The sequence below is a fragment of the Epilithonimonas pallida genome, from assembly GCF_900182975.1.
Taxonomy (GTDB): Bacteria; Bacteroidota; Bacteroidia; order Flavobacteriales; family Weeksellaceae; genus Epilithonimonas; species Epilithonimonas pallida.
On sequence record NZ_FXUO01000004.1, the window covers coordinates 372,712 to 395,130 of the forward strand.

At 34.9% G+C, this 22,419-nt stretch carries 26 protein-coding genes; 12 read left to right on the forward strand and 14 right to left on the reverse strand.

Going from position 1 to position 22,419, the window contains the following annotated elements; all coding sequences use genetic code 11:
* Positions 1-105 precede the first annotated feature (105 nt).
* Entirely contained in the window at positions 106-1,488 is a 1,383-nt protein-coding gene (locus QOL71_RS10040; RefSeq protein ID WP_283416791.1) for a glycosyltransferase family protein, read from the reverse strand.
* A gap of 144 nt (positions 1,489-1,632) precedes the next feature.
* Between QOL71_RS10040 and QOL71_RS10045 the strand changes: the two genes are divergently transcribed.
* The 3 genes from QOL71_RS10045 (at position 1,633) to ggt (ending at position 4,532) form a co-directional block, all read left to right on the forward strand.
* Positions 1,633-2,151 (forward strand): hypothetical protein, encoded by a 519-nt coding sequence (locus tag QOL71_RS10045; protein ID WP_283416792.1) that lies wholly within the window; start codon positions 1,633-1,635, stop codon positions 2,149-2,151.
* A gap of 129 nt (positions 2,152-2,280) precedes the next feature.
* The gene (locus QOL71_RS10050; RefSeq protein ID WP_283416793.1) at positions 2,281-2,847 is read left to right on the forward strand and encodes a pentapeptide repeat-containing protein; all 567 of its coding nucleotides are present in this window, start codon (positions 2,281-2,283) and stop codon (positions 2,845-2,847) included.
* Complete coding sequence (gene ggt / locus QOL71_RS10055) at positions 2,847-4,532, forward strand: gamma-glutamyltransferase (RefSeq protein ID WP_283416794.1); 1,686 nt, start codon at positions 2,847-2,849, stop codon at positions 4,530-4,532. Before QOL71_RS10050 ends, ggt begins: the two co-directional genes overlap by 1 nt.
* 72 nt (positions 4,533-4,604) lie before the next feature.
* Here ggt and rny read toward each other — a convergent pair whose 3' ends face one another.
* From rny to QOL71_RS10110, 11 genes are all read right to left on the reverse strand, one after another.
* A complete protein-coding gene (gene rny / locus QOL71_RS10060) occupies positions 4,605-6,176 on the reverse strand; it encodes a ribonuclease Y (RefSeq protein ID WP_283416795.1) in 1,572 nt (523 codons plus the stop codon).
* A 304-nt stretch (positions 6,177-6,480) separates the two neighbouring features.
* Positions 6,481-6,768 carry a cell division protein ZapA gene (locus tag QOL71_RS10065; protein WP_283416796.1) on the reverse strand — a complete coding sequence of 96 codons (288 nt, stop codon included), beginning with the start codon at positions 6,766-6,768 and terminating at the stop codon, positions 6,481-6,483.
* A 2-nt stretch (positions 6,769-6,770) separates the two neighbouring features.
* Positions 6,771-7,073: a hypothetical protein gene (locus QOL71_RS10070; protein WP_283416797.1), complete on the reverse strand. Its 303-nt coding sequence runs from the start codon at positions 7,071-7,073 to the stop codon at positions 6,771-6,773.
* A gap of 268 nt (positions 7,074-7,341) precedes the next feature.
* Entirely contained in the window at positions 7,342-8,151 is an 810-nt protein-coding gene (gene porT / locus QOL71_RS10075) for a type IX secretion/gliding motility protein PorT/SprT (RefSeq protein ID WP_283416798.1), read from the reverse strand.
* Between the two features lies 1 nt (position 8,152).
* Positions 8,153-8,878: a bifunctional demethylmenaquinone methyltransferase/2-methoxy-6-polyprenyl-1,4-benzoquinol methylase UbiE gene (gene ubiE, locus QOL71_RS10080; protein ID WP_283416799.1), complete on the reverse strand. Its 726-nt coding sequence runs from the start codon at positions 8,876-8,878 to the stop codon at positions 8,153-8,155.
* Positions 8,879-8,925: 47 nt separating this feature from the next.
* Positions 8,926-9,498 (reverse strand): hypothetical protein, encoded by a 573-nt coding sequence (locus QOL71_RS10085; RefSeq protein ID WP_283416800.1) that lies wholly within the window; start codon positions 9,496-9,498, stop codon positions 8,926-8,928.
* A gap of 61 nt (positions 9,499-9,559) precedes the next feature.
* On the reverse strand, positions 9,560-10,612 hold the full coding sequence (ribD, locus tag QOL71_RS10090; protein WP_283416801.1) for a bifunctional diaminohydroxyphosphoribosylaminopyrimidine deaminase/5-amino-6-(5-phosphoribosylamino)uracil reductase RibD: 1,053 nt from the start codon (positions 10,610-10,612) through the stop codon (positions 9,560-9,562).
* Positions 10,613-10,636: 24 nt separating this feature from the next.
* Positions 10,637-11,290, reverse strand: coding sequence for a hypothetical protein (locus QOL71_RS10095; RefSeq protein ID WP_283416802.1), 654 nt, complete (start codon positions 11,288-11,290; stop codon positions 10,637-10,639).
* 40 nt (positions 11,291-11,330) lie between these two features.
* Positions 11,331-12,020, reverse strand: a complete 690-nt coding sequence (locus QOL71_RS10100) for a DUF6090 family protein (protein ID WP_283416803.1) — start codon at positions 12,018-12,020, stop codon at positions 11,331-11,333.
* 36 nt (positions 12,021-12,056) lie between these two features.
* Positions 12,057-12,848: an NAD(+) synthase gene (gene nadE / locus QOL71_RS10105; RefSeq protein WP_283416804.1), complete on the reverse strand. Its 792-nt coding sequence runs from the start codon at positions 12,846-12,848 to the stop codon at positions 12,057-12,059.
* A 4-nt stretch (positions 12,849-12,852) separates the two neighbouring features.
* On the reverse strand, positions 12,853-13,383 hold the full coding sequence (locus tag QOL71_RS10110; RefSeq protein ID WP_283416805.1) for a GNAT family N-acetyltransferase: 531 nt from the start codon (positions 13,381-13,383) through the stop codon (positions 12,853-12,855).
* Between the two features lie 48 nt (positions 13,384-13,431).
* On the opposite strand from QOL71_RS10110, the gene gldB reads away from it, so the two are divergent.
* From gldB to pheA, 9 genes are all read left to right on the forward strand, one after another.
* Positions 13,432-14,415, forward strand: coding sequence for a gliding motility lipoprotein GldB (gldB, locus tag QOL71_RS10115; RefSeq protein WP_283416806.1), 984 nt, complete (start codon positions 13,432-13,434; stop codon positions 14,413-14,415).
* Between the two features lie 151 nt (positions 14,416-14,566).
* Positions 14,567-14,893: a gliding motility protein GldC gene (gene gldC, locus QOL71_RS10120; protein WP_027384849.1), complete on the forward strand. Its 327-nt coding sequence runs from the start codon at positions 14,567-14,569 to the stop codon at positions 14,891-14,893.
* An 88-nt stretch (positions 14,894-14,981) separates the two neighbouring features.
* Positions 14,982-16,136 (forward strand): cystathionine gamma-synthase, encoded by a 1,155-nt coding sequence (locus tag QOL71_RS10125; protein ID WP_283416807.1) that lies wholly within the window; start codon positions 14,982-14,984, stop codon positions 16,134-16,136.
* 15 nt (positions 16,137-16,151) lie between these two features.
* A complete protein-coding gene (locus tag QOL71_RS10130) occupies positions 16,152-16,649 on the forward strand; it encodes a GNAT family N-acetyltransferase (RefSeq protein WP_283416808.1) in 498 nt (165 codons plus the stop codon).
* Between the two features lie 6 nt (positions 16,650-16,655).
* Positions 16,656-17,726, forward strand: coding sequence for an endonuclease/exonuclease/phosphatase family protein (locus QOL71_RS10135; RefSeq protein ID WP_283416809.1), 1,071 nt, complete (start codon positions 16,656-16,658; stop codon positions 17,724-17,726).
* A 47-nt stretch (positions 17,727-17,773) separates the two neighbouring features.
* A complete protein-coding gene (locus tag QOL71_RS10140) occupies positions 17,774-18,331 on the forward strand; it encodes a hypothetical protein (protein WP_283416810.1) in 558 nt (185 codons plus the stop codon).
* A gap of 45 nt (positions 18,332-18,376) precedes the next feature.
* Entirely contained in the window at positions 18,377-18,820 is a 444-nt protein-coding gene (locus QOL71_RS10145; protein WP_283416811.1) for a SusC/RagA family TonB-linked outer membrane protein, read from the forward strand.
* Positions 18,821-18,968: 148 nt separating this feature from the next.
* On the forward strand, positions 18,969-19,760 hold the full coding sequence (locus QOL71_RS10150; protein ID WP_283416812.1) for a DUF2490 domain-containing protein: 792 nt from the start codon (positions 18,969-18,971) through the stop codon (positions 19,758-19,760).
* Positions 19,761-19,951: 191 nt separating this feature from the next.
* The gene (gene pheA, locus QOL71_RS10155; protein WP_283416813.1) at positions 19,952-20,800 is read left to right on the forward strand and encodes a prephenate dehydratase; all 849 of its coding nucleotides are present in this window, start codon (positions 19,952-19,954) and stop codon (positions 20,798-20,800) included.
* On the opposite strand, the gene QOL71_RS10160 is transcribed toward pheA, so the two are convergent.
* Together QOL71_RS10160 and QOL71_RS10165 are read right to left on the reverse strand one after the other, a co-directional pair.
* Positions 20,797-21,420 carry an HD domain-containing protein gene (locus tag QOL71_RS10160; protein ID WP_283416814.1) on the reverse strand — a complete coding sequence of 208 codons (624 nt, stop codon included), beginning with the start codon at positions 21,418-21,420 and terminating at the stop codon, positions 20,797-20,799. The genes pheA and QOL71_RS10160 overlap by 4 nt on opposite strands.
* An 8-nt stretch (positions 21,421-21,428) precedes the next feature.
* Complete coding sequence (locus QOL71_RS10165; RefSeq protein WP_283416815.1) at positions 21,429-22,415, reverse strand: DUF4062 domain-containing protein; 987 nt, start codon at positions 22,413-22,415, stop codon at positions 21,429-21,431.
* Positions 22,416-22,419: the final 4 nt, after the last annotated feature.

The window sequence follows — 22,419 nt, forward strand, 5'->3', positions numbered from 1 at the left end:
CGCTACCATCGCTCACGCGCTGCGCCAATTAGAAAATTGACGACATTCGTAACAAGATAAGTTTTCATGATGAAACGGTTAAAGAAGTGGACAAAATAATTATTCTTAAATCAATTGTTCCAAAATCTCAGAAAGCTTATACGTAAGTTCTCGTCTGGTGAATTCATTAATATCGGCAGAATTCTCAATAGATTTTCCGCTTTTCCAATCCTCATAAAGCGATAGGATATAATCTTTGATCCCCATAACTTCCGAATAATCAAAATGTTTTCCCGCATTGGTTTTACGAAGAATCGTCTCAACATCAGCATCTTTTGGACCAAATGAAATAATCTTTTTACCTGTCGCCAAGTATTCAAACAGCTTTCCGGGAATAATGCCTTTTGAGCTTTCTTCCGGGAAATTAGTAATCAAAAGCAAATGAGAATTCTGCATTTCATTCACAGAATCTTGGTGAGCCAAATAACCCAGATTTTTAATATTATTTTTTAAAACCGAGTTATCAATCTCATTCAGAATTTTATCATCAATTCTTCCAACTAATTTTAGCTCAAATTCTTTCGCAAAGTCAGGATACTTTTCACACAATTCAGTTAAAGCTTTCCAAAGATTTTCAGGATTTCGTAATTGTTCCAAAATCCCGACATAACTTAATGTGAACTTGAGTTTATTGGTTTTAGAGTTTGAATGTTTTAAAGTTTGATGGTATTCTTCTGGCGTTCTTATGCTTTCAGAACTTCCGGCGTTCAGACCTTCCAATTCTCCAGCTTTTGAATTCTCTGACACGTCAAATCCATTCGTGATACAAAAAGAATTCGCACCATTTTTTTTGAAGTTATCTGCATCAGTATAACTCGTTGCCAAAGTAATATCGGACGTTTGAAAAACTGATTGCTCCAGTTGCCTGTGTTTTTTATCAGCGGCAGAAGTTAATTTCAAATGTTTATAATAGGATATTTCTGTCCACGGATCACGGAAGTCAGCAATCCATTTCAGATTTGGTAATTCTTTTTTTAAGGCCAATCCAATTAGGTGTAAGCTGTGTGGTGGTCCGGTTGTAATCAGGTTGTTAATATTGTTTTCCTTGAGATATTGCTTCAAAAACTTTACAGAAGGCTTGATCCAGAATTTCCTTGCATCAGGAATGAAAAAATTCCCCCGGATAAAAATCGAAAGTTTAGATAAAAATGATTGATTCTTGCCTACATCAAACTGCCCTCCTTTGAATTTTTGATTACTCTTGCTAAATTTTTCCGCAATCTGATAAGGTTCCCAAATATTGGTCTTGATTATTTTAAGGTTTTTCGGGACATCATTTTCCAAAGTCTTATCTATTAAAGGATAACTCGGATTTTCTGGAGTATATATAATGGGTTCCCATCCAAATTCCGGCAGGTATTTGGCAAACTTCAGCCAGCGCTGAACGCCGGGCCCACCAGCGGGCGGCCAATAATAAGTAACAATTAAAACTTTCTTTGTTTTTTCCATTTTTCAACTTAACGGTCCTGTAAATTTATTTGTTTTTAAAGCGATTTCAAAATGATTCTAAACTTAAAATGAAATATCTATTTCTGGTCAGATTCTCTAGTGGTATTATCTTTGTTGAGGTTTATTGTTTTTAAAATATAAAGTATGAAAAGGTTGATATTTTTATTCGTATTGACAACTACAAGTTTCACTACGAATCTTTTTAAGGCACAGGTTAATGTAAATATTAATATAAATAGCCAGCCGGAATGGGGTCCAAGAGGTTATAATTATGTTGAGTCTTATTATTTACCAGAATATGATATTTACTATAACGTCCCAAAACGCAGGTATTATTATTTTTCCGGTAATAGATGGTTGTACTCAACAGCTTTACCAGTCAGATATCGCCATATCAATCTTTATCAGACTCACAAAATTGTATTGGTTGATAGATATCCTTTCAAGAAACATAAAATTCATTATAAACAATATGCCAGATATAGGAATAATCCTCACGGATTGATTGTAAGTAACTATGGTCATCACTACAAATCTAAACCAATAAAAGATAAGCATTACAATTTTGCGAAAGTTGGTCCGCCATCAAAAAAAAGCTTTCATCAGAAAAACCATTTTAGACAAAATAAACATCATAAGGGAGGACCAAACAAGCATAAATAAGATAAAAACCTCAATTTTCTTTTGAGGTTTTTTGATTTTAAATAATCTATCATTATTTTTAAAATTTCCAATACATAATTTCTGCATACTCCAACTATTCTGTAATTTTATATGCTCAAAACTATTACAATGATGTATGAAACAGGGAAGAATTTTTCCTCAAAAAATTATAAACCAAAGCAAATAGAGCAGGGTGATTATGAAGATTGCATGTTCATGGGCATCAATTTTTCTGGGTATAACTTTTCGGATTACAGATTTTCCAGTTGTGACTTTAAGGACTGTGATCTCAGCAACGTCAAAATCCATAAAGCGGCCTTGCGGGAAATTGTATTCAAAAATTGTAAGTTAATCGGAATTAATTTTGAAGATGCACATCCATTCAATTTGTCATTCAGATTCGAAGATTGCATTCTGAACCATTCGTCATTTTATAAGCTGGATATTAGGAAAACGGTTTTCAAAAATTGCAGTCTGAATGAAGTCGATTTCACAGAAACTGATCTTTCAAATTCGGTTTTTCAAGGCTGTGATTTGACAAGTGCTGTTTTTGACAGAACAATTTTAGAAAGCTCGGATTTTAGAAATGCCAGTAATTTTTCCATTAATCCAAATCACAACCAACTTAAGAAAGCAAAATTCTCCAGAAACAATCTTTCGGGATTATTATCAGGATTTCAAATTACAATAGAATAATGAAAAGAATATTTTATGCAAGTTTACTTTTATCAGTAACACTTTCTGCACAGTATACCGACTTCAATATTTTAAAAGAAGTAAAAGTTAAGAACAAAGGTGTTGTCGTCTCGGCACATCCATTGGCCAGCGAGGCTGGGGCAAAAATGCTTAAACAGGGTGGAAATTCCTTTGATGCTGTAATTGCAACACAATTGGCTTTAGCTGTGGTTTATCCTCAGGCGGGTAATATCGGAGGAGGCGGTTTTCTTGTGGCTACAACCTCTGACGGGAAAAAGTTGGCTTTGGATTACCGCGAAACCGCACCTTCCAAAGCATCATTTGATATGTATTGGGATAAGAACGGAAATGCGAATACCGATTTATCTCAAAACGGAAGATTAGCGGTTGGCGTCCCTGGAAGTATATCAGGTATGTTCGAAACAATGAAATATGCGAAACTTCCTTTTTCAAAACTGATAGAACCTGCTATAGATCTAGCGGCAAAAGGTTTTGCAATCACAGAACAGGAAGCAGGATTACTCAATTCTCACAAACAGGATTTTCTTAAGCATAATAAAAATAAGATTGCTTTTGTGAAAGATCAGAATTGGAAAGCGGGAGATCTTTTGATTCAGTCGGAACTTGCAGAAACACTAAAAAGGATTCAGGAAGTGGGAGAGAAGGAATTCTATGAAGGAAGAACATCTCAGTTAATTGTTTCTGAAATGAAAAACGGAAACGGAATCATCCAGTCTCAGGATCTTAAAAATTATAAAGCAAAAGAAAGAAAACCTCTAGTGTTTGATTACAAAGGACATCAGATTGTATCCATGCCAATGCCTTCAAGCGGAGGAACTTTACTGGCTCAGATGCTGAAAATGGCTTCGTATGAGGATCTTTCAAAATACCAGCTCAATTCCGAAGAAGCGGTTCAGATTATGGTAGAAGCAGAGAGAAGAGCTTATGCAGATAGAGCAGAATATATGGGTGACCCCGATTTTATTGAAGATAAAACCACGATGTTGATTTCGGATGACTACCTTAAAAATCGTTGGAAGTCTTATAATCCTAATTTAGCAACACCAAGTAAAGATGTAGGCAAAATCATTAATGCTCAAAAAGAAAGTACGGAAACTACCCACATTTCAGTTTTGGATAAATTTGGAAATGCAGTCTCTGTAACGACGACTCTCAATGGATTATATGGAAGTAAAACGGTCGTTTCCGGAGCTGGATTTTTCCTGAACAATGAGATGGATGATTTTTCTATAAAACCCGGCGTGCCCAATATGTTTGGTGCGGTTGGAGGGGAAGCGAATAAGATCCAGGCCGGCAAAAGAATGCTGTCGTCTATGACGCCTACAATCGTTCTTAAAGATAACAAAATCAAAATGGTTGTGGGAACACCTGGTGGAACTACAATTCCAACATCTGTTTTTCAAGCCATTGTTGATGTCGTTGATTTTAAACAGGATGCTAATTTCTCAGTTAATGCACCAAAGTTTCATCACCAATGGTTACCGGAAGTTGTGAAAGTTGAGAATAATTTCCCTGAGACCACAATCAAAGCTTTGGAAAAAAAGAATTACAAATTTGATAAAATCAAACAGATTGGAAGAACGGAACTAATCTTGGTTGATGATAATCAAAATATCCATGCCGTTGCAGACGGAAGAGGCGATGATTCTGTTGGTGTAGAATAAAATAGCCAATATAAACCAAGACAAAAGGCTTCCAAATCTGGAAGCCTTTTATATTTTATTATAAAGTATGAGTTATCTTGCGATATTCACAGCTCTAGTTTCTCTGATCACAGTTACTTTAACCTGACCAGGGTAAGTCAATTCATTCTGGATCTTTTCAGAGATATCATAAGACAATTGATAAGCATTTTCGTCATTCACTTTTCCGCTTTCTACCATTACTCTTAATTCTCTGCCGGCTTGGATTGCATACGCACTCGAAACGCCTTCAAAACTTAAAGCAGCAGCTTCCAGATCTTTTAGTCTTTGGATATAAGATTCCAAAACTTGTCTTCTTGCACCTGGTCTTGCTCCGGAAATAGCATCCGCAACCTGGATAATCGGCGATAGGAGAGAAGTCATTTCGATCTCATCGTGGTGAGCACCAATGGCGTTAATTACTTCAGCATTTTCACCATATTTCTCAGCCCATTGCATACCAAGAAGCGCGTGTGGCAATTCAGATTCCTGTTCAGGAACTTTACCGATATCGTGTAATAAACCGGCTCTCTTAGCTAGTTTAACATTCAATCCTAATTCTGCAGCCATGGTTGCAGCGATGTTAGCAACCTCACGAGAGTGTTGCAATAGATTCTGACCATATGAAGAACGGAATTTCATTCTACCAACAATCTTAACCAATTCTGGATGCAGACCGTGAATGCCAAGATCAATAATTGTTCTCTTACCAACTTCTATGATCTCTTCCTCGATTTGTTTTCTTGTTTTTTCAACCACTTCTTCGATTCTCGCCGGGTGAATTCTGCCATCGGTTACCAATCTATGAAGAGATAATCTTGCGATTTCCCTTCTTACAGGATCAAAGCAAGATAAAAGAATCGCTTCCGGCGTATCATCAACAATAATTTCAACCCCAGTTGCAGCTTCCAGCGCACGGATGTTTCTACCTTCACGACCGATGATTCTACCTTTGATCTCGTCAGATTCTATATTAAATACAGATACAGAGTTTTCTACCGCTTGTTCCGTTCCAATTCTCTGAATGGTCTGGATAACGATTTTTCTGGCTTCATTCTTCGCATTCAGTTGCGCTTCTTCCATGATGCTCTGAACGTGGGCCTGAGCTTTGGTTTTAGCTTCAGCTTTCAAAGATTCTACCAGCTCGTTCTTGGCTTCTTCCGCAGAGTAGTTGGAAATTTTTTCAAGCATTTCTACTTTCTGAGCGGTAGCAACATCCAGATCGTGTTGTTTTTTCTGAAGAACTTCCAGCTTTTTGTTATAATCATTAATCTGTTTTTCAAGATCTTTTTCTAATTTTCCGGCTTTGCTAAGCTCATCATTAAGCTTATTTTCCTTATCTTTTGTACGCTTTTCAGCCTCCTGCATTTTTTTCTCTCTAGATTGGATATCTGCATCATGCTGGGATTTCAGTTCCAGAAATTTTTCTTTCGCCTGAAGTTGCTTTTCTTTTTTAACGGCTTCTGCCTGTACATTGGCTTTTTCTATAATGTTTTCGGCGCTTTTCTTAGCATCTTCGATCATATACTTCGCTTTTGAATTGATAGAGCTTTTCCCGAAGAAAAGTCCGCCAACAGCTCCTATAAGAAGTGCTACAACACCGATAATAATGGTAATTGTGTCCATAAATTTATATATATTGAGTTTTAATTGTCTCTTCTTTCATTTGTAAAAAGTACAATGTAATATGTACAATGACTTTTCAATTTAATTTTAATACTTTATGCATTTATTTTTTACAAAGCATAAAAAAACCTACAACAGTTCAGTTATAGAGTAAACTCCATAAAAACACGATTTGAACTTATTTTCATTTTCTGTAATCTGCGCAGGGCAGCACGCCATCAAATGAACTTTCGTCCGGTAATTTTTAATTGTTGAGTTTACTTCTTTGTGTTAGAACTATTGTAGGCAACTTGTAACCGGAAAATTACTTTTCCAGCTGTTCCAAAAGCGCATTAATCTTATTGATACGCTCGTTTGTATTTTTAATATTTTTATCGTTGTTTAAAGAATATACCTCTGCATTGGTTCCCAGTTTCAAAGCGCACATCGCAAGAGCATCCTGTTTGTCTCTTACATCAAAGCTGGCTTCGAAATCCTTGATCATACTTTCTATCTGTTTTCCTACTTTACGAAGCGTTTCTTCTTCGGCAGCAGGTACATTCAGCGGATAATTTCGTCCGGCAATATTGATTGTTATTCTTCTAAAATCCATCTTTATAAACCGCTGTTTTGTAGTTCGGACACGCACATATCAATTTCTTTTACCAATCTGTTGATGTGATTCTTCATCAGCCGGTTGTGTTCTGCGTTTCCGGATATTGCTGAATAGAGCTTTAATTCTTTATTTTCTTCTACTAAAATCTGGTTTCTGCGTTTTTCCTCATCATAATCTGCCTTCAGCTTTTGTAGCTCATCAGATAATTCTGCGTGTTTTTCCGAAAGATTCTTGTGCTTCTTGTAAAGACTGAGAATCTTTTTTTCCAAAACAGAAAAATTATTTTCTAATTCACTTAACATAACCAGAGTTAAATTCTAACTTTTACAAAAATAGGAAAAATTAATGATGAATTAACAGGATATTATTGTTTTCTGAAAAACTAGCGGTTTTTGTTTGATTTATAAGGAATTAAAGTTTTACCAATTATTTTTTACGTTAGGATAATGCTATGTTTTAGGGTAAAACCATCTACTTTTACATAGTTGTAAAAAAAAGTTTGTCGCCTAACAGAGCGGGTGTTAGGTAGATTGCTGAAAATAGAGCTTCCTTGGAAAGCTCTGTTATTTTTTATTCAAATTTCAGGACAAACATGAATGCTCTGGATTGCAACATAGAAATAGCAGGTGTCCAATACGGAGAGGTTGTTGATTTGTCCTGGACGATCTCATTGTTTGTGAAAAATGTTCCACGGATGGCCGGTGTCAACTTAAATCTGTTGAAGTAAAACTGAATTCCCAATTCTGCAGACCAGCCAAAGTTGTGCGTTGTTGACCGAAAGGTATTTAACTGGTTGTCGTTTTCTGATGTTTGGTTGGATTGTAAATTTACCAGATAATTGATACCCGCAGCAGCGTAAGGGCGGGAATTATACCAACGATCTCCATGAATTTCTAACATGATAGGAATATCTACATAAGTAGATTTTACAATTTTCTTAATATCAACATCGGTTGGCTCAGTTATGACTGTTGTAGAACTTCCATCAGGTAAAGGAAAACCTCCAGGATATAATTCATTGATGTGATCAAAAGTCTTAAAGGTCAAATCTCTCTGTACAAAGTGCAAACCCGGCTCTATCCTGAGATCAAGAAATTCATTAAGTCTCATTTTTCCAATTAATCCTGCTCCAAAACTGTAAGTGGATTTGGATTCGACAAGACTCTGATTGCCATCCATCCCATAAGTAGGATTAAGGACCATTTTATAATCAAAATTATTACCAGCCAGGAAAAATCCCCAGCTAAATTTTTGCAGATCAAAGTCTTCCAAATTATCTGGTCTGTCCTTTGTCCTGAAAAGATTATTGAAAGTCTGAGCATTAAAATTACTGCTCAAAAGTACTGCAAATGATAAAATTTTGATAAAACGCTGCTTCATTCTATTTCGTAGCTTTATAAATGGTGGCTATCCCTAAACTTAGTTTTTTGTATTCTACTTTTTTGAAACCCGTATTCAGAAGAATGGTTTTCATTTTTTCTCCAAAAGGAAAAGCGTTTACAGAGTCAGGAAGATATGTGTAAGCTCTGTTATCTTTAGAAACCAAACGCCCGATTGCAGGCAAAATGTTCTTAAAATAGAACATGTAGAAAGGTCCTAAAAATCCTTCAACTTTTGAAAACTCTAATATATAAATACTTTTGTTCTCTTTCACTACTCTTCTCAGTTCTGCTAATCCTTTTTCCAGGTTTTCAAAATTTCTTACTCCAAATGCAACGGTAACTCCATCAAATTTATTGTCCTCAAACGGAAGTTGTTCCGCATCACCTTTCTGCATCGTAATTTTATTGTCAAGATTCTGTTTCTTGATTTTCTCGATCCCAACGTTCAGCATTTGTTGTGAAAGGTCAAGCCCGACAACATTTGCACCGGTTCCTTTTTGTACAGTGATCGCCAAATCTCCTGTTCCTGTTGCAACATCTAAAACCAATTCCGGCTTATCTTGTTTCAACATTTCCACCAGTTTATTTCTCCAGATCACATCAATCTTCATGGATAAAACATGATTCAAGAGATCATATTTTGGCGCAATATTGTCAAACATATCTTCAACCTGGCTTTTCTTGCTGTTGTCAGAATTATATGGTGTTACTTTGTTGTGTTCCAATGTTATAAATTATGGTAAGTTAATATGAGAATATAAATTCAGGGGAGTTAGAATTTATAATAATTTTTATAATAATTGATGAAATCCTGCTTTCTGAAAATCTTTGATCTGCTTTCTACTTTCGCTACGTTTTTGATAACCCGGTCATAATCTTCGTCAAGGTTGTAATAAAAGTCTTCGGAATAAAGCTTGTTCACTTTTTTAACATCGCCAAGATATTGCTTTTTATCAATCTGGATTCCTGGTTTTGTGGCCATCAACGAATCTTTGTTCAGGCCGTAACCGTAATATTGATTGTTAATGTAATAGTCTTTGTGCGTGATATTCAGAAGCCCTCTTAATTTATTAACCGTAAAAGTTGAATCGTAAAGCATCTGTTTATTTTGATCAAAAACTTTCACGCTGTTTTTTCCTTTGTTGAGATCAACTTTCAGATATTGTCCTGCGGATAGTATTTTTTCCTCACCATTATTGATTTTGAAATAATAAGTTTCCGGTGTAGGATTGTCTACGAGATAATAATTCGGTTTTGCCAAAAACAAAAAGTAAATCGCAAAAGCAAATCCCATTGCCAACAAAGAAAAAATCAAACCTTTTACTGGTGCACTCAGATTTTTCATAGAATGAAAATCAAATTAAAGATGCGAATTTACGGATTTTTTCTGAGCTGTAATTCTGATATTAATCAAGACTTCCGTTACTGAAAAATAACACTTCGGTGTCTCTCAGGTTTTGAGTTTTCTCAGGTTCAAAATCAAAATTAGGAGCTTGTGTCCCTGTTTTTAGATTTAAGTTCGGATTTTTAAAAATCAGGGCTTCATCCCAAAGATTTTTATTGATGAATTCTTGTAGTGTAAATCTTCCGCCTTCGATAATCACAGATTGAATTTGCAATTCATACAGTTTTTCTAAAATCTGACTGATTGAGTTTTCTCTTTCGATCCTGATGAATTTCAGATTGTTATCTTCGACGTTTTTAACCGAATTAAAAATAATTGTTTTAGCTTCGTCATTATAAATATTAGAATTTTCAGAGACTTCGAGATTGAAATCAATCAAAATTCTAATAGGATTTTTCCCTTCAATTTCTCTTACAGTCAAACTCGGGTTGTCATGAAGTGCCGTGTTTTTTCCAATTAGAATAGCGTGCTCTTCACTTCTCATCTGATGAACCAATTGCTTTGAAAGAGAATTACTGATTGGATAAGGTCTGAAGTCTTTATCCATAAAGCCATCTGCGGACTGCGCCCATTTCAAAATGATGAAAGGCCTTTTTCTCTCATGATAAGTGAAAAATCGTTTATTGAGTCGTCTGCATTCGTCTTCGAGAATTCCGGAAATAGCTTCAATTCCTGCATCGGTAATGATTTTTTTTCCTTTGCCATTCACTTTGTCATGGCTATCCATTGCACCGATTACTACTTTTTTGAACCCCAGTTCTTTAATCTTAAGAGCGCAGGGTGGCGTTTTTCCAAAATGAGCACAAGGTTCCAGTGAAACGTAAATAGTGGATTCCGGGATCAGATGTTGGTCTTCGTCTTTAATCGAATTAATTGCATTGATTTCTGCGTGTGGTTCGCCTGCTTTCTTGTGAAAGCCTTCGCCGATAATTCGGTCATTATAAACGATTACCGAACCGACTAAAGGATTCGGGTAAGTTTTCCCCAAGGCTTTTTCGGCTAATTCTATACAACGTTTGATGTAAAACTCATCATCATTTTTAACTTCTGACATCTTTAATCTAACTTCAAATTAAATTTATTTCTTCGGTTCTACAGCAGTCGGTTTGTAAGTTACAGTGGGAATTGCAGTTGTGATAACAGCTTCCATCAATTTGTTTCTTTCTTTGGATAGGGCTTTGCTGGAATATTTCAAATCACCGGCAATTCTTTTTGAATAAGAAAAAATCAGGAAAGATTTTTTACCGTTGGTATCAAAATTTTTGAATCGATCAATATTATATTCTGCATAAGATTCGCCTTCTTTTGGAACAACCGTTACGAGATAATCTACAATAATTTCCTTACCATCAGGACTTTCGGTCACGCTAACAAATGAATATTTGTCCTGAGTCCTTTCTTTTCTATTCTCAACGTATTCTACTTTTTGTTTAACAGCCATTTCGATATCAATTTCTTTATCGAAGTAAGAGATATTGATAAGTTCTTTGTAATTGTTGAAATCGTCGTCCCTTAAAATATATTGCTGCTGCGCCCAGGTTGCCGAATTTTGTTTGCTCCAGGTTAGAAAATATTCATTGCCATTGAAGGTTAATGGTCCCGGAATATTAAGTCTGTCAATCACTTCAACAGGAGCAGGAGCTGTAGTTTCTTCTGTTTTAGTTTCCTGAGAGTGAACAAGGGATGAAAAAGCTAAGCCGATTGAAATAGCAAGTAGGTTTCTGATTTTCATATATTTTAGATTTGTTGTTTGTATCTAATTACCTTCTAATTTATTTTTCAGAATCAATTTCCTTTAGGATTTGATTAATCTGATTTAATGCATTTTGATATTCATCGATCAAGCCTTTACTATTATAACTCAAATTAGAATAATTAGACTGCATTCTTTGACTTTTATAAAAATCGGATAAATTAAGATTACCGGGATCCGCATCTTTTATTTTCAGTTGTTCAGAATTTAGAAAATTAACTCTGAATGTCAGATTGGGCAAGGTTTGTTGATAATATGCCAATATTTCATTCTTGAGAGCATCATTTTCTATGGTCCCAATTTTACCACTAGATTTGAAACCTTCATACCGTCCAACATTGAATGCGGACCCTAAAAGGTAGAAATTAGAATGTGAACCCACCAGACTATCTGTAATAGGAGCTTTAAGTTTTTTTAGAGAAAGGATGAACTTATAATCGTTATCTAAGTTTGATAATGTTTTTTTATTTTCTTCAATAAGTTTTGCATCTGCCTGTAGGTCTGCTTTCAGTTCTTTCAGGAATTTATTAGATTCTTTTTGTTCGTGATTATGCTCACTCCAGCCATGCAACCAGATAGAAAGGGATACAGCAAAAACGATGATAAAGATTTCTATGATGATCTCTTTGATTTTTTCATTAACTGTATGTTTTGGACTTTTCACAGTTTTATAAATTTTTCTGGAATGTTTACTGATTTCCTCTTGCATAACTTATTGTTTCGGATTGGATGAACTATTATTTTTTTACTTCAATTCTTGTGGGATCTCACAAACCGGGATCGGATTCATCTTATGTTGGGTGGCTTTGTTAAGTTTGAGATAGATTTCCATCACTTCTTTTTGCCTGCCTTCAAAATCTGCTTCTGTTTTACCTGCAAATTGCTGTTCCATTGCCCATTCCAGTTCAGGATAGGTTGCGCCCATTTGATCTTCGTCGGTTTTATCCGCATCCCAAAGTCCGTCTGTTGGAACAGCTTTTTGAATACTTTCCAATACATCAAGCTCCTTGGCGATTTCGTAGACCTGGGTTTTGTAAAGGTCGGCAATAGGAGATATATCTACACCACCATCGCCATATTTTGTATAGAAGCCGACACCAAAATCTTCAACCTTGTTTCCTGTCCCGGTCACCAATAGACCATTAAGCTGTCCATAATAATAAAGTGTTACCATTCGAAACCTGGATCTTGTATTGGCCAAGGCAAGATTTTTGCTCCATGCACCTTCCTTATAATCGTGTACTGTGGTTTCGAAGCTTTCAAAAACAGGAGTAAGGTCGACAGTGAAACCTTCTACATTTGGGAAATTGGATTTTAGAAATTCAATGTGATCCTGTGCTCTGTCCACCTGATCAGCTTTTTGACGGATCGGCATCTCCAAAACCAAAGTTTTCAAACCTGTTTTTGCTGCTAATGTTGAAACCACTGCGGAATCAATTCCTCCGGAAACTCCCACAATGAAACCATTTACTTTAGCGTTGATAGCATAATCTTTTAGCCAGTTTACAATATGATTGATTACTTTTTGTGTTTGCATTCTTTTATTTTCTATTATTTTCTTTTAATTCATACCAATTACAAATATCGCCTTTGTCAAGAAAAGTCCCTTTGTTTTCAAAACCTAATTTCGTGAGAATATAATTGGAAGTCAGATTTTCAACATCGGCATAAGCATATATCTTATCAGCATTCAGTTGGTCAAATCCTAAATCTAATGAAGCTTTCGCGGATTCTGTAGCATAACCTTTTCCCCAGAATTCCGGTAGAAACCTATAGCCCAATTCATAAACGTTTTTGAAGCCGTTGACTTCTTCTGTCAAAAGTTTGATTCCACTCCAGCCAATAAATCTATTACTTTCTTTTTCTACCACCGCCAATCTTGCGGTTCCGTTCTTTTCGTATTGACCAATAAGATTTTCAATCATCTCAAGGCTTTCTTCTTTCTTCGTCAAAGGCTGTATGCCTACATATTTTACAACATCGGGATTGCTGTCCAACAGAAACATATCATCCAGGTCATCTGGCGTTAATTTTCTTAACATCAATCTTTCGGTAATAATTGGAAGCTTCATCCTTTAAAATTCTTATTTTTGCTTTTCGATAATCTTAATGTAAAAATAATGAAGTTTTTCCGATATATCTCTTTTTCGGCGATAATTGTTTTCAGTTTATCTGCCTGCAAAAAGGAAAATGAAAACCAATGGGATGTCGAGGTCAAGAATCCTGTCAAAAAAGTTGAGCTTACCGATTTGTCTGGTGAATTTTATAATTCTTCTGTTAGTTTGGACGATTTCAAAAAGAAATATCCTTGGTTTCAGGGTTCTGTTCCAGATGCCGATTACGGAGACCGAAGAAAAGATACAATGGAAGTTAGGGTTTACAAGGAAGCAATTTCAAAAATTGATAAGACTAAGCTGAACAAAGAACTTGCTGATCTGTTTTCTCATATCAAGAACTATTTCCCGAAATTTGTGCCGCCGCATGTTTATTTATATTCATCGGTTATTGATCCGCAAAATGTTACAGATCCGATTTTTCTGAGAGAAGATGAGAATATGCTTTTCGTAGATATAACTGGTTTTATGGGAGACGGAAACAAAAATTATAATGGTCTCGACCTTTACTTTCAAAAATCTATGAATCCGGAAAATCTAGTTCCTAAGATTTCTGCGTTTTTCGCCGCAAGATTGGTTCCTGCTCAGATGGAGCAGCAAAAATTTTTAGATCAAATCGTTTACCAGGGAAAGATTCAGATTCTTCAAGATGCTTTTTTACCAAACGTTCCGGATAATCTGAAAATGAATTATACAAAAGCTCAATATGACTGGGCTGTTGCGAATGAAGCCAATATCTGGAATTATTTTGTAGAAAACGATTTGCTTTTCAGTCCTGACCCCAATCTTTCTGAGCGCTTCATTACTGTTGGCCCGTTTTCAAAATTCTATACGGAAGTGGATAGAGAGAGTTCTCCGCAGATTGCAATTTGGACTGGTTGGCAGATTTGCAAACATTATTTGAAAGCTCATCCGGAAGAAAAATTACCTGTGTTTTTGAAGAAAAATGCAACGGAGATTTTCAATGCTTCAGATTACAGACCAAAATAGAGTTGGAGTATTTGACAATGTAATATTACTGGAGGAGAATTCTTCTTTTGTCAAGTTTTACGCCTTTGTGAACTTAAAAACAGCTAACAATAAAAAAATCTTTGTGGACTTTGTGTCTAAAAAAGAATGTAAATATTTAAGAATAAAATCAATGAAAAAGACAAAAATCGTTATAGATGTAGAATTGGACGATAATCACGTTCCCGAAAAGTTGTTTTGGAAAGCCGAAGATGGCGGAATCAAAAGACAGGAAACCAAAGCGGCGATGATCTCAGTCTGGGACAGCAAAGCAATGGAAGCCCTTAGAATCGACCTTTGGACAAAAGATATGCCTGTTGACGAAATGAAAAGATTCTTTCATCAGATTCTGGTTTCTATTGGACACACTTACGAAAGAGCAACCAGCGAAGAAGATGTGGCGCAATGGTTGGGAGAAATTGCAGAAGAATTTGCAGTAAAGTCGGCTATTAAAATGTAAAATTAATGTAATCATATATCAATGTAACAGTTTACCAATAAATTCAATTGTTACATTGTTAGATTTTTAGATTGGTAAATTAAATATTATGAAATTCAATACAAAAGTTATACACGGTGGACAACACCACGAACCAGCAACCGGTGCGGTGAATGTTCCTGTATTTTTAACATCAACCTTCGCACAAAAAAGTCCGGGACAACTGCTTTCCGGCTACGAATATTCAAGAGGTGCAAACCCAACCAGACAAGCTTTGGAAGATGCTTTGGCTAGCATAGAAAACGGAGCGAGAGGTTTGGCCTTCGGTTCAGGTTTGGCTGCTATCGATTGTGTTCTGAAATTACTAAGTCCTGGTGATGAAGTAATTGCTGTAGATGACCTTTACGGAGGTTCTTACAGGATGTTCACAAGATTATTCGAAAAGTATCAGTTGAAATTTACATTCATCGGTTTTGATAATGTTGAGGAATTGGAAAATGTTATTACCGATAAAACCAAATTGATCTGGCTTGAAACACCGACCAATCCTTTGATGAAATTGGTAGACATCAAAATGGTTGCTGATACTGTAAAAGGCAAAGATATTTTAATTGCGGTTGATAACACTTTTGCAACGCCTTATATTCAGAAACCATTGGATTTAGGTGCTGATATTGTGATGCATTCTGCGACTAAATATTTGGGCGGACATTCTGATGTGATTGCCGGCGCTTTGATTGCAAAAGATGCGGAATTAGGAGAAAAATTACATTTTATCCAGTTTGCAAGTGGTGGAATTTTGGGACCTCACGATTCTTATTTGGTGCTAAGAGGAATCAAAACTTTGGCGCTCAGAATGCAAAGACATTCTGACAACGGTTTCGAAATCGCTAAATATCTTGAGAATCATTCTTTGGTAGAAAAGATCTATTATCCGGGATTATCGTCTCATCCGCAATATGATTTGGCGACAAGGCAAATGACGGAATTTGGAGGAATGGTTTCCTTCACGTTCAAATCCGGTAAAAAAGAAGATGCGATTAAATTCCTGGAAAATGTAAAAGTTTTCACTTTGGCAGAATCTTTGGGTGGAGTAGAATCATTAGCAAATCTTCCTGCAATGATGACACACGCTTCGATTCCTGAAGATAAAAGAGCTGTTTTGGGAATCACAGTTGATTTGGTAAGACTAAGTGTCGGAATCGAAGATGCAGAGGATTTGATTGCTGATTTGGAACAAGCATTTAACTCAATTAATAATTAACAATTAATCATTAAAATGACTTTTCGTGATGCGACTTTAGAAGACCTTCCGAAGATTGTGGAAATTTATAATTCTACAGTTGCATCGCGATTGGTTACTGCTGATTTGGAACCCGTTTCTATTGATAGTAAAATCAACTGGTTTCATCAGCATAACTCCGAATTCCGTCCGCTTTGGATAGTTTTGGATTCGGATAAAAATATGGTTGGTTGGGTAAGTTTTCAGGATTTCTACGGAAGACCGGCTTATCAGAAAACGGCAGAAATCAGTATTTATATTGATGAAAAATATCGGGGAAAAGGTTTGGGTAGATTGATTCTGGAATATGCCATCGAAAAATCTCAGGACCTTGGAATCGAAAATCTACTGGCTTTCATCTTCTCCCATAATCTTCCGAGTTTGAATTTGTTCGAAAAGTTTGGTTTTGAATTATGGGCAAATCTCAAAAATATTGCCGAACTCGACGGTGAAAAAAGAAGTCTGATTATTCTCGGAAAAAACATCAAGGATTAAAGTAAAATGGAAAGTATCACGCACTGTCTGTATTGGGTTATTTCCGTTTTAGCGATTTTGTCGGTGCTGATTCCGGCTATCAGAAATAATTACTGGACGTTCCGGGTTTTCGATTATCCACGATTTCAGAAATTTGTAATTCTCCTTGTTCTGATTATTGTTTGGTTTTTTGTTTTTGATAAGCCAGATATTTGCGAAAAAATCATTCTTGCTGTAGAGATCGTTTGCAGCGTTTATCTATTTTACATCATCATTCCCTACACCAGATTCGGGAAAACGATGATTGATAAAATCCAACCCGATTCTGGTGAGAAAGTTCTCGATATTTTAGTTTGTAATGTTTATCAGCATAACAGGAATTATCAGAAATTGATTGATTTGGTTAAAGAACAAAATCCATCGGTTTTGTTTTTTCTGGAAACCGATGAAGAATGGCAAAATGCTTTGAAATCGGTTACAAAACATTACGAATACAAAATCGAAGTTCCTTTGGCCAACACTTACGGACTTTTATTTTACAGCCATTTCCCGGTTAAGAATTACGAAATCAATTATTTGATTGACGATGATATTCCGTCGATTGTTGCCGATTTGGAATACAATAATCAGACAGTCAGATTATTCGGAATCCATCCGACACCGCCGGTTCCACAGGAAAATTCGGAAAGTACCGAGCGTGATGCGGAGATTCTTTTGGTTGGTGAAAAAGCGAAGAATTATGGCAAACCTTCCATTGTTTTTGGAGATTTGAATGATGTCGCTTGGTCCAGAACAACCAAATTATTTCTAAAATCCAGCGGAATGCTCGACCCGCGGCGTGGAAGAGGAATGTTCAATACATTTCACGTCAAATATTGGTTTTTGCGTTGGCCTCTTGACCATTTTTTCGTGAGTCCGCATTTTCGATTGGTCGATATGAAAGTGATGAGATCTGTGGATTCTGACCATTTTCCGATTTGGATTTCATTGGTTGTAAGAAATGAGGATAAAGAAGACCAATTCGAGATTTCTAATGATGAACAAGAAGAGGTTTTTGAAAAAATAGAAGAAGGTATCGAAAAAGGCGATGCTAACTAGATTATTAGTTTATATTTTGAGATGAGGATTAATATTCAGGTTTTAGGATGAAATTAATAGATTTGAAAAATTCAAATTCCAAAATGAATATTATTGATTGGAAAAAATTTACTAATTATTTTATTGTAACAATTATCATATTCTTTATTTATGCAGTGATTGTCTTTTCGCAAAAAGAAAAAATACTTGCTTTCATCAATTATCTTTTTAATTCAGATTATAGCATATATTCAAAAGCATTTGCTGGATTTACCTTTTTTCCATTTCTCATTATTGCTTTAATGTTTTTTATTTTGCTTCAACATTACTTTGGCAAAATACGGTTGTATGAATTTAAAGGAACAAAATTAAAAATTAAGACAACTTTTTTAATTACTATTGATATTTCGCAAATAATCAAAATTTCAGTTTTAGAAAAAGATAAAAATATAACTGAGATCAAATTAACGACGCATTCAAACAAATATTCTGTTTTTCATCCGGTAGAAAATTTTGTTAATGATATTAAAAATTATCTCAATCTTAAGGACTATTTTTCAATTGAATATAATCAAGGTTCAAAAACATTGAAAAAGACTTATATTCTTAATAAAAATACCAATTGATAAAGGTTTTGTATTTTTATTAGTTTAAAATTAAATCAAATTTTTATGAAAAAGCTGATTCTTGCTTTGGCAATTTTCTTTTGTGTTCAATTTTCTTTTGCTCAGAAATCTGAAGTCAATCCAATTTACATTGTTGATAATGTGATTGTTTCTAATGTTTTGCTTCATAGTTTCAATCCAAATGATATCGAAAGTGTTCAGGTTTACAAATCACCATCCACACAAATCGAGCAATATGATGACCTTGTAAAAAATGGCTTGATTAATATCATCATGAAAAAACCTCAGGCTATCGAAAAAGTAACAATTGCTGAAGCTAAAGCGAAATTAGATCTCACTCAAGAATCAAGGTTTTTCCTAAATGATATCGAAGTTCATAACCAATCGATTCTGATTTCGGAAGATCTTTTGAAAAGAGCCAGAATCCTCCAACCCGATAAGAAATACAATAATTATAAAGTTCCCGCAATCAGCATAGAAACCAATTAAATTTTAACGAAGCTAAAATCTTGGTACCTTAAATATAAGTTTCATTTTAAATTATTTTGTGCCTTTGCGTTAAAACAAAATACAGTTTGCCCAATTTGCTTTTGCCTTTCCGAATCCCTATTTTTGCTGAAATCGATAAAATTTCAATATGGTTTTCACTAAAGCAAATTTATTCTTTAGCGCATTATTCTTAGTTTTAATTTCAAATTCTTTTTTCGGACAAAACCGAATCAGCGATCACAACAATATTGGCTGGTATGCTTACAACGGAACTTTCAAATTAGATTCAAAATTCTCCATCCACACCGAATATCAGTGGAGGAGAAATGATTATATCACGACCTGGCAACAGAGTCTTTTGCGTCTGGGAATCAATTATCAGGCAAATCCAAACCTGCAATTGCGACTAGGTTACGCTTGGGCAGAGACTTTTCCTTACGGCGAAATCCCATTGAACGGAATGGGAAAAGACTTCACAGAACACAGAATTTATGAGATGGCAACGGTAACCGACAAGATTGGAAAAATCGATTTGTCGCACCGCTTCATGCTGGAACAGCGCTGGGTCGGGAGATATTCTAATGCTAATCTCACCTCGGAAGACCAATATCCTTTTATGAACCGAGCGCGGTATATGATTCGTTTGCAAATGCCTTTGAAAGGAACTTCGATTGCAGCGAAAACGCCTTATATGGCAGTTTATGATGAGGTAATGATTGGCTTCGGAAAAAATGTCGGCGAGAATATTTTTGACCAAAACAGAATTGGAGTTTTGTTAGGGTATAAATTCAATGATTTGGTAAGAGTAGAAGGCGGTTATCTGAATCAAATTGTGCAGTTGGGAAGGGAAGTGGAAGGTAAAAACGTGTTCCAGTATAACAATGGTTTTATCATAAGTGCAAATTTTAATTTTGATTTCTCTAAGAAGACGTTTGATTAGACTAACCACAAAAGTCACAAAAGTTTTATTCAAATTTTCTACTTTTTGTTGATAAAGGCTTCAACTCTGTTCAGCCTGACATTGATTGTGTTAATATTAGAATTGTCATCCTGAGCGGAGTCGAAGGATTTTCTATTAACGAATAAATCTTCTTTTGTGTTCAAATAAAGAATAATATTTAATTTCGCAGTATGAAAATAGCATTCTTAGGACCCGAAGCCTCTTTTACGCAGTTGACAGCGACTCAATTATTCCCAAATGAAGAATTGATTCCGAAAGTTAATATTTTGGATTGCTTTCTGGCGGTCCAGAATAATGAAGTGGACAAAGCGGTGGTTCCATTGGAAAACTCTATAGAAGGGACGGTTTCGATGACTTTGGATTATCTTTATCAGACGCCTGAAATCCGAGTGGAAGCGGAAGCTGTAATGCCGATTGCACATCATCTGATGATTCATCCAAATAACGATAATGACAACACGATTGAGAAAATTTATTCTCATCCGCAGGCTCTTGCGCAAAGTTTTCATTCACTTAACAAAAATTATCCGGACGTTCAAAAACAGGAATTCGCTTCTACGGCAGCTGCTGCCAAACGGGTTTCTGAAAATCCTGACCGAAAAATTGCGGCTGTGGCTAACAAATTTGCGGCTGAATTATACGGTTTGAAAATTATTAATGACAATATCCACGATGTGGAAGAAAATCACACCCGGTTTATTGTAATTTCTAAGACCGAAAATTCTTATCAAAATGAAATGGAAAGTATCGGAAAGAAAACAGCGCTTCTGATTACTTTACCACAAGACCACGCCGGAGGCTTGCATCAGGTTTTGTCGGTTTTTGCGTGGCGAAATATGAACCTTAGCAAAATCGAATCCCGAACTTTGAAAACCAAACTCGGTAACTATTTCTTTTTTGTAACGGTTGTCGGCGATTGGAACAATGTTCTTTATATCAATTCAATTGATGAGTTAAGAGCGATTGGAGCTGATGTTAAGTTTTTGGGGAATTATAAGGAGTTTTTGCTGGAGAGTTAGATGATTACTAATTCTCTTTGAATATTTTCTCTCGCCTTTTCTTCATATTTTCCTTTAAAGTAATCGGTTTTGAAAATTTCTTCAAATTCTAAAAAATGAGTCAGAATTTTTTTGCGTCCAGGCTTATACATAAAGTCAGGATAAATTGAATATTCTTTTCGGATTTGTTGAGTGTAATTTTCATAGATTTTCCAATCCTGACCAAGGATTGCCAAATCTGCATCAAGGAGAAAATTGATGTCAGAATCTTCACTTTTTTTGTGTGATTTTGTTGCTAGGATTTGATTGTAAATTCTAGTTATTTTCTCTTGAGGGACATTCAGTTTTTCAAGTTTGATTTTTGCCTTTTCTGCACTTTTTTCTTCATTGTCTTTTGATGTCGCTTTATAGATAATATCATGATAGAAAATGGAGAAAAGTAAAGAATCATAATCTGAGATTTCATCTTTCACATTTTCCAATTCTAGAATCATATTTTCAAGATGAATGAGATTGTGATATTTTCTGCTTTTCTGAGAATAAGATTTTTCTATTTCTTGCCAATAATCAGTTTTTAATATTTCATTATCGGAATATTTTGAGATTATGTCTGAGAAAAAACTATTTATTAAAATATACATTAGGTTTATTATTCAGTCCTTTTTATTGCTCTCAAGTTTGTTAACAAATCATCTCCCTTTTTAGTTAATTTCCAATAAGTATTATTGTCTTTCACGGAACGATTTTTTACACTTTTTTCAATCAAACCTAAAGCTTTGAATTGAATTAATATTGTTATAAAATAATCAGTAATTATAACTAAATTTTTAATATCTGAAATTTTATTTCGTAATAAAAATTTTATATAACTTGTTAGTGTTGCTCTAAATGCTTCTTCTGGAGCTTCATTAATAAAAACCGTACAAGCTCTAGTAAATATATCATTCCAACTAATTTTTATTTTTTCATCTTTATAATTTACATTTTGTGATTTTTTATATTTGAAAGAAATCTCAAATAGTTCATCAGCTTGTGATAAATCTTCAACTTGTTTATTTGTAGCATCATTTAAAGTGTTTTTTAACTTTTGTATTTCTTGAGTTAATTTCAATATTTCTAATGACGATTCCTCTGAACTAATTCTATCGGATTTTACCCAACCAATTCTTGGTCTTGATTTAATGAGCTTAACAAGACTACGGCTCACAATGGAACCAAGTTGTTCGGGAGTTTCCCAAAATCTAACCATTTTTTCGGAGACGATATTTCTGAAGTTTTCTAATAATTCAGTTTTAATTTTATCCTTATCTGTTTTTGCAACAATAATTTGGTCTGGAGTTTTATGTAAAAAAGAAATAGAAGGTATTCCGTTTTCAATTGCAAATTCATATTCTTTTTGAGTATAGCTTATGCCTTCCTTACTTAAAGAACCATACCTACCTCCTATAATTAAAATGTAATAGTCACAATCAACAATCAAATCTTTTATTAAGCTCCATTGGTCTTCATCAGCTGCTGGGAACATTTCCATTCCAACAGGAATACAGTCTAATTCTAATAAGGCTTGAATTACTTCTTTCCTTTCATCTTTTAAATCTTCATAAGTAGAACTTACAAATACTTGATATTTTTTCATAAAT